The organism is Streptomyces sp. DSM 42067 (assembly GCF_055792885.1).
Genome location: NZ_CM147706.1, coordinates 1,949,229 through 1,962,145, shown reverse-complemented (window position 1 = coordinate 1,962,145; position 12,917 = coordinate 1,949,229). Strand labels below are relative to the sequence as shown.

11 protein-coding genes are annotated in these 12,917 nt (G+C 71.2%); all 11 read left to right on the top strand.

The genetic code is table 11. The features are described 5' to 3' along the window. The first annotated feature begins 119 nt into the window (after positions 1 to 119). The 11 genes from ACSMXV_RS09335 to ACSMXV_RS09285 all read left to right on the top strand — a co-directional run bounded on the left by ACSMXV_RS09335 (position 120) and on the right by ACSMXV_RS09285 (position 12,847). Positions 120 to 566, top strand: coding sequence for a DUF948 domain-containing protein (locus tag ACSMXV_RS09335; RefSeq protein WP_181657192.1), 447 nt, complete (start codon positions 120 to 122; stop codon positions 564 to 566). 7 nt (positions 567 to 573) lie between these two features. Then, positions 574 to 912 (top strand): DUF6167 family protein, encoded by a 339-nt coding sequence (locus ACSMXV_RS09330; protein WP_473177223.1) that lies wholly within the window; start codon positions 574 to 576, stop codon positions 910 to 912. Continuing rightward, positions 912 to 3,581, top strand: coding sequence for an alanine--tRNA ligase (alaS, locus tag ACSMXV_RS09325; protein ID WP_473177222.1), 2,670 nt, complete (start codon positions 912 to 914; stop codon positions 3,579 to 3,581). The genes ACSMXV_RS09330 and alaS overlap by 1 nt, the downstream gene beginning before the upstream one ends. A gap of 8 nt (positions 3,582 to 3,589) precedes the next feature. Further along, a complete protein-coding gene (gene ruvX, locus ACSMXV_RS09320; protein WP_473178871.1) occupies positions 3,590 to 4,054 on the top strand; it encodes a Holliday junction resolvase RuvX in 465 nt (154 codons plus the stop codon). Between the two features lie 124 nt (positions 4,055 to 4,178). Further along, entirely contained in the window at positions 4,179 to 5,891 is a 1,713-nt protein-coding gene (gene mltG / locus ACSMXV_RS09315) for an endolytic transglycosylase MltG (protein WP_473177221.1), read from the top strand. Beyond that, entirely contained in the window at positions 5,888 to 6,724 is an 837-nt protein-coding gene (locus ACSMXV_RS09310) for a shikimate dehydrogenase (protein WP_473177220.1), read from the top strand. Before mltG ends, ACSMXV_RS09310 begins: the two co-directional genes overlap by 4 nt. Positions 6,725 to 7,007: 283 nt before the next feature. Then, positions 7,008 to 8,192 (top strand): chorismate synthase, encoded by a 1,185-nt coding sequence (aroC, locus tag ACSMXV_RS09305; RefSeq protein ID WP_473177219.1) that lies wholly within the window; start codon positions 7,008 to 7,010, stop codon positions 8,190 to 8,192. 41 nt (positions 8,193 to 8,233) lie between these two features. After that, positions 8,234 to 8,716, top strand: coding sequence for a shikimate kinase (locus ACSMXV_RS09300; RefSeq protein WP_473178870.1), 483 nt, complete (start codon positions 8,234 to 8,236; stop codon positions 8,714 to 8,716). Then, positions 8,713 to 9,807: a 3-dehydroquinate synthase gene (gene aroB, locus ACSMXV_RS09295; protein ID WP_473177218.1), complete on the top strand. Its 1,095-nt coding sequence runs from the start codon at positions 8,713 to 8,715 to the stop codon at positions 9,805 to 9,807. The genes ACSMXV_RS09300 and aroB overlap by 4 nt, the downstream gene beginning before the upstream one ends. A gap of 706 nt (positions 9,808 to 10,513) precedes the next feature. Continuing rightward, positions 10,514 to 11,419 carry an AAA family ATPase gene (locus ACSMXV_RS09290; protein ID WP_473178869.1) on the top strand — a complete coding sequence of 302 codons (906 nt, stop codon included), beginning with the start codon at positions 10,514 to 10,516 and terminating at the stop codon, positions 11,417 to 11,419. Between the two features lie 321 nt (positions 11,420 to 11,740). After that, on the top strand, positions 11,741 to 12,847 hold the full coding sequence (locus ACSMXV_RS09285; protein ID WP_473177217.1) for an aminopeptidase P family protein: 1,107 nt from the start codon (positions 11,741 to 11,743) through the stop codon (positions 12,845 to 12,847). The last annotated feature ends 70 nt before the right edge of the window (positions 12,848 to 12,917 follow it).

Below are 12,917 nucleotides of genomic sequence, written 5' to 3'. Positions count from 1 at the left end.
GCAGGCCGCAGGGGCCCGTGCCCGAGCGGGTAATGCGGTACGGAGCGGCGCCACCGGCGCGATAGGCTCGGGGGACGACTTTTGGATGTTCACGCACGACGAACAGAGAGCGGTGCACAGTGTCCGGTGGAGAGGTTGCCGGGATCCTGGTGGCCGTCTTCTGGGCGATCCTGGTCTCCTTCCTCGCCGTGGCGCTGGCGAGGCTGGCCCAGACGCTCAGAGCGACCACCAAACTCGTGGCGGATGTGACCGATCAGGCCGTCCCGCTGCTGGCCGACGCCTCCGCGGCAGTGCGCTCCGCGCAGACCCAGATCGACCGGGTCGACGCCATCGCGTCGGATGTCCAGGAAGTCACGTCGAACGCGTCGGCGCTCTCCACCACCGTCGCGTCCACCTTCGGCGGCCCTCTGGTCAAGGTCGCGGCGTTCGGCTACGGCGTGCGCCGGGCCATCGGCCGCCGGACCGGCCCCGCCGAAACGCAGGTGACCGCCGAGCGCTCGCGGCGTACCGTGATCGTGGGCCGCACCCTCCCGTCCGCGCGACGCGGAAAGCGGAAGAAGGACTGACGCAGCGATGTTCCGCCGTACGTTCTGGTTCACCGCGGGCGCAGCCGCCGGTGTGTGGGCCACCACCAAGGTCAACCGCAAGCTGAAGCAGCTGACCCCCGAGAGCCTGGCGGCGCAGGCCGCGAACAAGGCGATCGAGACGGGCCACAAGCTCAAGGACTTCGCCCTCGACGTCCGCGACGGCATGGCCCAGCGGGAGGCCGAACTCGACGAGGCGCTCGGGCTGAACGCCACGACGGACCACGACCTCCCGGCCCCGCGGCGCCTCGCCGCCATCGAAAACCGCAACAACCCGAAGCACGCCGACAGGACGGCGTACTCGTACAACCGGAATGAGGACCACTGATGGAGTCGGCTGAAATCCGCCGCCGCTGGTTGCGCTTCTTCGAAGAGCGCGGGCACACCGTCGTGCCGTCGGCGTCGCTGATCGCGGACGACCCGACCCTGCTGCTGGTCCCCGCCGGCATGGTGCCCTTCAAGCCGTACTTCCTGGGCGAGGTCAAGCCGCCCTATCCGCGCGCCACCAGCGTGCAGAAGTGCGTGCGCACGCCGGACATCGAAGAGGTCGGCAAGACCACCCGGCACGGCACGTTCTTCCAGATGTGCGGCAACTTCTCCTTCGGCGACTACTTCAAGGAAGGCGCCATCAAGTACGCCTGGGAGCTGCTCACCACGCCCCAGGACCAGGGCGGTTACGGCCTGGAGCCGGAGAAGCTCTGGATCACCGTCTACCTCGAGGACGACGAGGCCGAGCGCATCTGGCGCGACGTCGTCGGCGTCCCGGCCGAGCGCATCCAGCGCCTGGGCAAGAAGGACAACTACTGGTCCATGGGCGTCCCCGGCCCCTGCGGACCCTGCTCCGAGATCAACTACGACCGCGGCCCCGAGTTCGGCGTCGAGGGCGGCCCTGCCGTCAACGACGAGCGGTACGTGGAGATCTGGAACCTCGTCTTCATGCAGTACGAGCGCGGCGAGGGCACCTCCAAGGAGGACTTCGAGATCCTCGGCGAGCTGCCGAGCAAGAACATCGACACCGGTCTCGGCATGGAACGCCTCGCCATGATCCTGCAGGGCGTGCAGAACATGTACGAGATCGACACCTCCCGCGTCGTGATCGACAAGGCCACCGAGCTCACCGGCGTCCGCTACGGCGAGGCCCACGCCAGCGATGTCTCGCTGCGTGTGGTCTCCGACCACATGCGCACGTCCGTCATGCTCATCGGCGACGGCGTCACCCCCGGCAACGAGGGCCGCGGCTATGTCCTGCGCCGCATCATGCGCCGCGCCATCCGCAACATGCGCCTGCTCGGCGCCACAGGACCGGTCGTCGGCGACCTCATCGACGTCGTCATCAACACGATGGGCCAGCAGTACCCGGAGCTCATCCAGGACCGCAAGCGCATCGAGAGCGTCGCCCTCGCCGAGGAGGAGCGCTTCCTCAAGACGCTGAAGGCCGGCACCAACGTCCTCGACACCGCCGTGACCGAGGCCAAGACCGCCGGCTCCGCCGTGCTGCCCGGCGACAAGGCCTTCCTGCTCCACGACACCTGGGGCTTCCCGATCGACCTCACCCTCGAGATGGCCGCCGAGCAGGGGCTGTCCGTGGACGAGGACGGCTTCCGCCGCCTGATGAAGGAACAGCGGGAGCGCGCCAAGGCCGACGCCCAGGCCAAGAAGACCGGCCACGCCGACCTCGGCGCCTACCGCGAGATCGCCGACGCCTCCGGCGCGACCGACTTCATCGGCTACAGCGACACCGAGGGCGAGTCCCGGGTCGTCGGCATCCTCGTCGACGGCGTCTCCTCGCCCGCCGCCACCGAGGGCGACGAGGTCGAGATCGTCCTCGACCGCACCCCGTTCTATGCCGAGGGCGGCGGCCAGATCGGCGACACCGGCCGCATCAAGATCGACACCGGTGCCGTCATCGAGGTCCGCGACTGCCAGAAGCCGGTCCCGGGTGTGTACGTCCACAAGGGCGTCGTCCAGGTCGGCGAGGTGACCGTCGGCGCCTCCGCCCAGGCCGTCATCGACGTGCGTCGCCGCAAGGCCATCGCCCGCGCCCACTCCGCCACGCACCTCACGCACCAGGCCCTGCGTGACGCCCTCGGCCCGACGGCCGCCCAGGCCGGTTCCGAGAACCAGCCCGGCCGCTTCCGCTTCGACTTCGGCTCCCCGTCCGCCGTACCCACGGCCGTGATGACCGACGTCGAGCAGAAGATCAACGAGGTGCTCGCCCGCGATCTGGACGTCCGGGCCGATGTGATGAGCATCGACGAGGCCAAGAAGCAGGGCGCCATCGCCGAGTTCGGCGAGAAGTACGGCGAGCGCGTGCGCGTCGTCACCATCGGCGACTTCTCCAAGGAGCTCTGCGGCGGTACGCACGTCCACAACACCGCCCAGCTCGGTCTGGTGAAGCTGCTCGGCGAGTCGTCGATCGGCTCGGGCGTGCGCCGTATCGAGGCCCTCGTCGGCGTGGACGCCTACAACTTCCTCGCCCGCGAGCACACGGTCGTCGCCCAGCTCCAGGAGCTGGTCAAGGGCCGCCCCGAGGAGCTCCCCGAGAAGATCGCCGCCATGCTCGGCAAGCTGAAGGACGCCGAGAAGGAGATCGAGAAGTTCCGCGCGGAGAAGGTCCTCCAGGCCGCCGCCGGTCTCGCCCAGGGCGCCCAGGACGTACGCGGCGTGGCCCTCGTGACCGGCCAGGTCCCGGACGGCACGACCGCCGACGACCTGCGCAAGCTGGTCCTCGACGTGCGCGGCCGCATCCAGGGCGACCGCCCGGCCGTCGTTGCCCTGTTCACGACGGTGAACGGCAAGCCGCTGACGGTCATCGCCACCAACGAGGCCGCCCGTGAGCGCGGCCTCAAGGCCGGCGAGCTGGTCCGTACCGCCGCCAAGACCCTCGGCGGCGGTGGCGGCGGCAAGCCTGACGTCGCCCAGGGCGGCGGCCAGAACCCGGCCGCCATCGGCGACGCCGTGGCCGCAGTCGAACGCCTCGTCGCCGAGACGGCGTGACGACGGACATGCGCCGCGGCCGTCGCCTCGCGATCGATGTCGGGGACGCCCGTATCGGGGTCGCCTCGTGCGACCCCGACGGGATCCTCGCGACGCCGGTGGAGACCGTGCCGGGACGCGACGTCCCGGCCGCCCACCGGCGGCTGCGGCAGCTCGTCGAGGAGTACGAGCCGATCGAGGTCGTCGTGGGCCTGCCCCGCTCCCTCCGCGGGGGCGAGGGCCCGGCCGCGGCCAAGATCCGGGCCTTCGCCCAGGAGTTCGCCCGTGCGATCGCGCCCGTTCCGGTCAGACTCGTGGATGAGAGGATGACCACAGTGACGGCCAGTCAGGGACTGCGCGCCTCCGGCGTGAAGTCCAAAAAGGGCCGCTCTGTGATCGACCAGGCGGCAGCGGTGATCATCCTCCAGAACGCACTGGAGTCCGAACGGGCGTCAGGTAAAGCTCCGGGCGAGGGCGTCGAAGTGGTCATCTGATCGCGATACGGTAACGTTCCGCGAGATGCGCCAGCGTTCGAACAGCTGCCGCACAGCAGAGAGGCGGGACGGGAGCCGTGCCACAAGCGCCGAGCAGCCGTCGCCTCGCGGCTCTAGGGGATCGATGACTGAGTATGGCCGGGGCCCAGGCTCCGAACCGTGGCATCCCGAGGACCCGTTGTACGGGGACGGCGGATGGGGAGGACAGCAGGCAGACGCCGGCCAGTCCCCCTACGGCGGCCAGCCGGGGCATTATCCGCAGCAGCCGCAGCAATCCCAGCAGTACGACGAATGGGGCACCGGCCAGCAGGCGGCCTACGGACGGCCTCAGCAGCAGTCCCCCGGCTACGACACCGGGAACCAGGGCGCCGGCTATGACCCCCGGAACCAGCACGGTGGCTACGGCGGGCAGCAGCAGCCCGGCGGCTACGGCCAGCAGCAGTACGGCGGTGGCTGGGACACGGGCCAGCACGGCCAGGTCCCGTACGCCGCCGATCCGGCGGACCCGTACGGCCAGCCCGCGTACGGCGGCGAGCAGCAGGACTACTACCGCACGTCCGAGGCGTACCCGCCGCCCGAGCCGCCCGCCCGTCGGCGCCCGGCGCCCGAACGGGAGACCGACTGGGACCCGGGCCCGGACCAGGGTGAGCACGCCTTCTTCGCGGGCGGCGACGATGACGACGACCGGGACGACGACGCTCCCGGCGGTAGAGGACGCGACCGGCGCGGCCGCGGCGGCGGGCAGAAGAAACGGCGCAGTGGATGCGCGTGCCTGGTCGTGGTGCTCGTCTTCGGCGGCGGCATCGGCGGGGTCGGGTACTTCGGCTACCAGTACTACCAGGACCGTTTCGGCCCGGCTCCGGACTACGCGGGTAACGGGACCGGCGACAAGGTGAACGTCGAGATCCCCAAGGGTGCCGGCGGCTACGAGATCGGTCAGGCGCTGAAGCGGGCAGGCGTCGTCAAGAGCGTGGACGCCTTTGTGGCCGCCCAGGCGGCGAATCCGGACGGGAACACCATCCAGGCGGGCGTCTACACACTCAACGCCAAGATGTCGGCGGCGAGCGCTGTCGAGCTCATGTTGAACCCGAAGAGCCGCAACAACCTGATCATTCCCGAAGGCCAGCGGAATTCCTGGGTCTACGCGCAGATCGACACACGCCTTGAGCTCAAGAAGGGCACCACGGCGAGCGTCGCCAAGAAGGAATGGAAGAGCCTGGGACTTCCGGACTGGGCCAACAACGACAAGGACATCAAGGATCCCCTCGAGGGCTTCCTCTATCCGTCCGCCTATCCGGTCGCCAAGGGCATGAAGCCCGACGTCGTGCTCAAGGCCATGGTCAAGCAGGCCACGGAGAAGTACGACGAACTCGGCCTCAAGGAGAAGGCCGACGACCTGAACCTCGAGAACCCGCTGCAGGTTCTGACGGTGGCGAGCCTGGTCCAGGCCGAAGGCAAGTACAAGCACGACTTCGAGAAGGTCGCGACCGTCGTCTACAACCGCCTGAAGCCGGACAACACCGAGACATGGGGCCTGCTCGACTTCGACTCGACCGTGAACTATCTGCGGGGTCAGTCGAAGCTGGCCACGGGTTCGGTCGACCAGCTGCGGAAGATCGACGATCCGTACAACACCTACAAGATCAAGGGTCTGCCGCCCGGCCCGATCAGTAATCCTGGTGAAGTGGCGATCAACGCCGCTCTCAATCCAGCGAAGGGAAACTGGTACTACTTCGTCTCGGTCAGCGAGGACAAGACTCTCTTCGCCGAAACGAACGAGGAGCAGAACCGAAACCGCGAGAAGTATCTCGAAGAGTTGAAGAAGAACGGACAGTGAGCGTCACCTCAACAAAGCACCGCGCCGCAGTTCTCGGCTCTCCCATCGCTCACTCCCTCTCGCCGGTGCTGCACCGCGCGGCGTACGAGGCGCTGCACCTGGGCGACTGGACGTACGACCGGTTCGAGATCGACGAAGCGGCGCTGCCCGGCTTCATCGAGAAGCTCGGGCCGGAGTGGGCGGGGCTGTCGCTGACCATGCCGCTCAAGCGCGCGGTGATTCCGTTGCTCGACGAGATCAGTGACACCGCGGCCTCCGTCGAGGCGGTGAACACGGTCGTGTTCACCGAGGACGGCCGGCGCCTCGGCGACAACACCGACATCCCGGGCATGGTCGAGGCTCTGCGTGAGCGCGGCATCGACCGCGTCGAGTCGGCGGCCATCCTCGGCGCGGGTGCCACCGCCTCCTCGGCGCTGGCCGCGCTGTCGCGGATCTGCGAGGGCGAGGTCGTGGCCTATGTACGCAGCGAGGCGCGCGCGGCCGAGATGCGCAACTGGGGCGAGCGGCTGGACGTCGAGGTGCGCACCGAGGACTGGGACGACGCCGCACAGGCCCTGCGCGCCCCGCTGGTGATCGCCACGACCCCGGCGGGCACCACGGACGCGCTCGCCGCAGCCGTGCCCGAGCGGCCGGCCACACTCTTCGACGTGCTGTACGAGCCGTGGCCGACCAACCTCGCAGCCCGCTGGTCGGCGTACGGCGGAGCGGTCGTCAGCGGCCTCGACCTCCTGGTGCACCAGGCGGTGCTCCAGGTCGAGCAGATGACCGGGCATGCGCCGGCACCGGTCGACGTCATGAGGAAAGCCGGCGAAGAGGCGCTGGCGGCCCGCTAGAGCCACGCCCTGGCGAGCGCCTGAAGTCCCATTCAGTCACGGAGTTCCCGTCGAACCCGTGGCACCCACCTGGTCTCGTACGCGCCCCAGGCCGCCCGGAGGACCGCCGGTCCTGACCGCCGCGCCGTCCGCCTTGTGGACCGAGGGCCGGGTCTGCCGCCCGACGTGGGAGGATCGGGGGTGGCGGGCCAGGGCCGCGCACCCGGTCGCGCCATCGCCGTACGCGAGGACGCGCGTAGGCGAACGCAGTACGCAGTTCCGGGCGCGAGCATGAGGAGCACCGTTGAGCAGGTTGCGCTGGCTGACCGCGGGAGAGTCCCACGGACCCGCACTCGTCGCGACGCTGGAGGGACTTCCCGCCGGCGTGCCGATCACCACGGAGATGGTGGCGGACCACCTGGCCCGGCGGCGCCTCGGCTATGGGCGCGGTGCGCGGATGAAGTTCGAGCGCGACGAGGTCACCTTCCTCGGCGGCGTTCGCCACGGCCTCACCCTCGGCTCCCCGGTCGCGATCATGGTCGGCAACACCGAGTGGCCCAAGTGGGAGCAGGTCATGGCGGCCGACCCGGTGGACCCGGCCGAGCTCGCCGAGTTGGCCCGCAACGCGCCGCTGACCCGCCCGCGGCCCGGCCACGCGGACCTGGCCGGCATGCAGAAGTACGACTTCGACGAGGCCCGGCCGATCCTGGAGCGCGCCTCCGCGCGCGAGACGGCGGCCCGCGTCGCGCTGGGTGCGGTCGCCCGCTCGTACCTGAAGGAGACGGCCGGCATCGAGATCGTCTCGCACGTCGTGGAGCTGGCCGCGGCCAAGGCCCCGTACGGCGTGTACCCCAAGCCCTCGGACGTCGAGAAGCTGGACGCGGACCCGGTGCGCTGCCTGGACGCGGACGCGTCGAAGGCGATGGTCGCGGAGATCGACCAGGCCCACAAGGACGGCGACACCCTGGGCGGTGTCGTGGAGGTGCTGGCGTACGGCGTGCCGGTGGGCCTCGGGTCGCACGTGCACTGGGACCGCCGCCTTGACGCGCGGCTCGCCGCCGCGCTGATGGGCATCCAGGCGATCAAGGGCGTCGAGGTCGGTGACGGCTTCGAGCTGGCGCGGGTGCCGGGCTCGAAGGCGCACGACGAGATCGTGTCCACCGAGGACGGCATCAAGCGCGCGACCGGCCGTTCCGGGGGTACCGAGGGCGGTCTGTCCACGGGCGAGCTGCTGCGCGTCCGTGCGGCGATGAAGCCGATCGCGACCGTGCCGCGGGCGCTCGCCACCATCGACGTGGTCACCGGCGAGGCGACCAAGGCGCACCACCAGCGCTCCGACGTGTGTGCCGTCCCGGCCGCCGGCATCGTGGCCGAGGCCATGGTCGCGCTGGTCCTGGCGGACGCGGTCGCCGAGAAGTTCGGTGGCGACAGCGTGGGCGAGACCCGCCGTAACGTCACCTCGTACCTCGAGAACCTGAAGATCCGGTGAGCGCCGTGAACGGGCGGCCGGTCATCGTCCTGGTCGGGCCCATGGGGGTCGGCAAGTCCACGGTCGGCCAGTTGCTGGCCGAGCGGCTGGGCTGCGGCTACCGGGACACCGACGACGACATCGTGGCCGCCGAGGGCAGGTCGATCGCCGACATCTTCGTGGACGAGGGCGAGCCCCACTTCCGCGCGATCGAGAAGCGTGCCGTGCACGCCGCGATCGCCGCGCACGACGGCGTGCTGGCGCTCGGCGGCGGCGCGATCCTCGACCCCGACACCCGCGCGCTGCTCGCACCGCACCGCGTCGTGTATCTGTCGATGGACGTCGAAGAGGCCGTCAAGCGCACGGGCCTGAACACCGCGCGCCCGCTGCTCGCCGTCAACCCCCGCCGCCAGTGGCGCGAGCTGATGGAGGCGCGCCGCCATCTGTACACCGAAGTCGCCGACGCCGTCGTGCCCACCGACGGCCGTACCCCCGAAGAGGTCGCCCAAGCGGTCCTCGACGCACTGGAGTTGAAAGAAGCATGACCGAGCAGGCAGTGACGCGTATCCAGGTCGGCGGCACGGCGGGCACCGAGCCGTACGAGGTGCTCGTCGGGCGGCAGTTGCTGGAAGAGCTCGGCGGGCTCATCGGCGAGAAGGCGCAGCGCGTCGCGGTGATCCACCCCGAGGCGCTCGCCGAGACCGGCGAGGCGCTCCGCGCCGACCTGGCCGAGCAGGGCTACGAGGCCGTCGCGATCCAGGTGCCGAACGCCGAGGAGGCCAAGACCGCCGAGGTCGCCGCGTACTGCTGGAAGGCACTGGGCCAGTCCGGGTTCACGCGTACGGACGTCGTGGTGGGCGTCGGCGGCGGCGCCACCACGGACCTCGCCGGGTTCGTGGCCGCGACGTGGCTGCGCGGGGTGCGCTGGATCGCCGTACCGACGACCGTGCTCGGCATGGTCGACGCGGCCGTCGGCGGCAAGACCGGCATCAACACCGCCGAGGGCAAGAACCTCGTCGGTGCCTTCCATCCGCCGGCGGGCGTCCTGTGCGATCTGGCCGCGCTCGACTCGCTGCCGGTCAACGACTTCGTGTCGGGTCTCGCGGAGATCATCAAGGCCGGTTTCATCGCCGACCCGGTGATCCTCGACCTCATCGAGGAGGACCCGCAGGCGGCCCGCACCCCGGCCGGGCCGCACACCGCCGAGCTCATCGAACGCTCCATCAAGGTCAAGGCCGAGGTGGTCTCCGGCGACCTCAAGGAGTCGGGGCTGCGCGAGATCCTCAACTACGGTCACACGCTGGCGCACGCCATCGAGAAGAACGAGCGCTACAAGTGGCGGCACGGCGCGGCTGTCTCCGTCGGCATGCACTTCGCCGCCGAACTCGGCCGTCTGGCCGGGCGGTTGGACGATGCGACCGCCGACCGTCACCGCACCATCCTGGAGTCGGTCGGACTGCCCCTCAGCTACCGCTACGACCAGTGGCCCAAGCTCCTCGAGACGATGAAGGTCGACAAGAAGTCGCGCGGGAACGTGCTGCGTTTCATCGTCCTCGACGGCCTCGCCAAGCCCACCGTTCTGGAGGGGCCCGACCCGGCCGTGCTGCTCGCCGCGTACGGCGAAGTCGCGGGCTGAACACGCGGCTTGTCCGTCCAGTTCTCCGGGTAGTCAGGCCCGGGCACTTCGCGACGTCCCCGGCCGTTCACACAACGGCGGCCGGGGAAGGTACCGTTCGGTAGCGAGCGGCCCGCAAGACCCGCTCGCCCGCACCAGTTGCCTGTACGAGACGGAGTGGCACCGGATGCAGCATGCAGTGGGGGCTCCGCTGCCGCCGCCCTATCGGCCGGGGCAGGGGCCTGCCGACGGCGGGTCGCCTGCAGCACGGCAGCCGGGATCGCATCCGGGTCCGGATGCCACGGGCCCTGCTCTTGCGGGCTCTGTTCCCGCGGGCTCCGTCCCCGCGGGTTCACCGGTCGCCGAGTCGGCGCCGCAGGGACCTGTTGACGGTCAGCTGCCGGCAGCAGAGCAGGGACCCGCCGACGGCCGGCTGCCGGCAGCAGAGCAGCCGGGATCGCATCCCGGCCCCGCCCCCGCAGGCCCTGTTCCCGCCGAGTCCGTGCCCGCGGGGCCATCGGCCAACCCGCCGGGCTTCGGTGGAGCGCCGATCGGCCCGACCCCCGCGCACCCGCCGCACGCCCGCAGAGGGCAGGCGTCAGACCGGCCGCTGGGCTCACCTTCAACAGCTGCCGTGCCTCCAGCAACTGCCGGGCACCCGAGCAGCCCCGTCGCGTCGCTCGCCACCGGCTCCCAGGGTCCGGCCGCCCCCCACCCCAACACGCCGATCCCCGCGCACGGGCCAGGCTCCCAGAGCTCGACCACGCCGCCCCCGCCCCCGACCACGCCGTCCCCGCCGCATGCCCATGTGCCCCAGGGCCCGGCCGCGCAGCCCCCACCTGGGCCGACCGCGCCGCATGCCCCCGTGTCCCAAGGGCCGGTCGCGCACCCACAGGGGCCCGCCGTGCCGCAGGCCCCGGGCCGACCGCACGCTCCCGCACCGCAGCACCATGTGGCCCCGCACCCCACGCCGATGCCGCCCACCCCGGACACCACGGGACATGTCCAGCTCCCCCCCGGCGGACCCGTGACCGTGCCGAGCGCGCCGCACGCCCAGGGAGCCGCCGACGCCACCTCCACCACACTCGCCGTGCTGCTCATCGGCCCCGCGGGCGCGGGCAAGACAAGCGTCGCCAGATACTGGGCGGACCAGCGCCGCGTTCCCACCGCGCACATCAGCCTTGACGACGTACGCGAATGGGTCCGCTCCGGCTTCGCGAACCCCCAGTCCGGCTGGAACGACAACTCCGAGGCGCAGTACCGCCTGGCCCGTCGCACCTGCGGCTTCGCCGCGCGCAACTTCCTCGCCAACGGCATCTCGTGCATCCTCGACGACGCCGTGTTCCCCGACCGCCCGGTCGTCGGCCTCGGCGGCTGGAAACGGCATGTCGGTCCCGGGCTGCTCCCGGTGGTGCTCCTGCCGGGGCTGGACGTCGTCCTCGAGCGCAACGCCGAGCGCAGCGGCAACCGACGCCTCACGGACGAGGAGGTGGCCCGTATCCACGGGCGGATGGCCGGCTGGTACGGCTCGGGCCTGCCGATCATCGACAACTCCCAGCTCGACGTCCCGGCGACGGCCCGCCTCCTGGACGATGTCCTCGCCCGCTCGATTGCGAGCCCGCCCCAGTGGTGAGCGGGCTGCCGGGCTAAGCAGGTCGGATGAAGTCGGCTGCGGTTCGGCAGCGCCCTGAAGGGGCGCGGGGCTGTGACATTGTGCGGCTCCGCCGCGTGGGCGCGACCAGCCACGACGGCGCTGCAGCGAACCGACGGCACATCGCGGCCCCGCGGCGGAGCCGCACATCGGCACAGCCAGCGGAGCGCTTAGGCCCCGTCCGGCCCCTCGGCGTCGGACTGCACCGCCGTCGTGGGCACATCGGCCGGCCGGATCCCGCCGCCCGACCCGGACGGCCGCGCACACCGGGCCGCCTCGCGTCCCCGCTCGTACGCTCGAGATATGTCAGAGGTGTACGCGGCCCGCCGGGAGCGGCTGCGGGAGCGGTGTGCTGCGGGCGGCAGCGCGGCGGCGCTCGTGTCCCGCCCCGCCAACGTCCGCTATCTCGCGGGCGCGGCGCCGCACGGCGCCGTACTCCTGCTCAGCAGGAACGAGGACGTCCTGCTGTACGCCGGCCCGCCCGTCGGCCGCCCGGAGGACGAGCGGCCCGACGAGGCGCTGCCCACGCAGGTGCTGCCGGGTACGGACGGCGACCCGGCGGTCGCCGCCGCGGATCTCGCCGCCGGCCACGGCGTCGACTCCCTCGCGCTCGAGGAGCACCATCTGACCGTCGCCCGGCATCGCGCGATCGGATCCGTCGCGCCCCGGCTGCGGCTCACGGACCTGGGCGGAGCGGTCGAGCAGCTGCGCCTGGTGAAGGACGAGGAGGAGATCGGCTGTCTGCGGATCGCTGCCGAGATCGCCGACCAGGCCCTGAGCGAGCTGCTGGAGTCCATCCTCGTCGGTCGTACGGAACGCCATCTCGCGCTCGAACTGGAGCGCCGCCTGGTCGACCACGGCGCCGACGGACCGGCCTTCCCCACCTCGGTCGGCACCGGCCCGAACTCCGGCCGCGGCGGTCACCGGCCCACCGACCGGCGCGTCGAGGAGGGAGATTTCCTCTCCGTCTGCCTCGGCGCCGCCTACCGCGGCTACTGCTGCGAGATCGGCCGTACGTTCGTGATCGGCACGTCGCCCGCGGACTGGCAGATCGAGCTCTACGACCTGGTCTTCGCCGCTCAGCGGGCGGGCCGTGAGATGCTGGCCCCGGGCGCCGCCTGCCGTGATGTGGACCGCGCGGTCCGCCAGGTGCTGGACTCCGCCGGTTACGCCGAGAGCCTCGCGCCACTCACCGGGCACGGGGTGGGGCTGGAAAACGACGAGGACCCGCAGCTCGGTCCCGCGGCCATGGGTAAACTGGACGCTTGCGTGCCGGTCACTGTCGAACCGGGGGTCCACCTCCCGGGCCGGGGTGGTGTCCGGATCGATGACACGCTCGTCGTCCGCCCAGAGGCGGATGGCGGACCCGAGCTACTCACCATCACGACCAAGGAGCTGCTCGCGCTCTAGCGACACCAGGGAAGTTCAGGCACGCACCGCACTTCCCCGGCGCCGCTCCGCGCGTGTCCCCTGGTCGTCA

Bases quoted from the DNA above. Each gene is read 5' to 3' on its own strand.
- aroB (WP_473177218.1), top strand. From the start codon at position 8,713: ATGACCGAGCAGGCAGTGACGCGTATCCAGGTCGGCGGCACGGCGGGC.
- ACSMXV_RS09285 (WP_473177217.1), top strand. From the start codon at position 11,741: ATGTCAGAGGTGTACGCGGCCCGCCGGGAGCGGCTGCGGGAGCGGTGT.
- ACSMXV_RS09330 (WP_473177223.1), top strand. From the start codon at position 574: ATGTTCCGCCGTACGTTCTGGTTCACCGCGGGCGCAGCCGCCGGTGTG.
- ACSMXV_RS09300 (WP_473178870.1), top strand. From the start codon at position 8,234: ATGGGGGTCGGCAAGTCCACGGTCGGCCAGTTGCTGGCCGAGCGGCTG.
- alaS (WP_473177222.1), top strand. From the start codon at position 912: ATGGAGTCGGCTGAAATCCGCCGCCGCTGGTTGCGCTTCTTCGAAGAG.
- mltG (WP_473177221.1), top strand. From the start codon at position 4,179: ATGACTGAGTATGGCCGGGGCCCAGGCTCCGAACCGTGGCATCCCGAG.
- ruvX (WP_473178871.1), top strand. From the start codon at position 3,590: ATGCGCCGCGGCCGTCGCCTCGCGATCGATGTCGGGGACGCCCGTATC.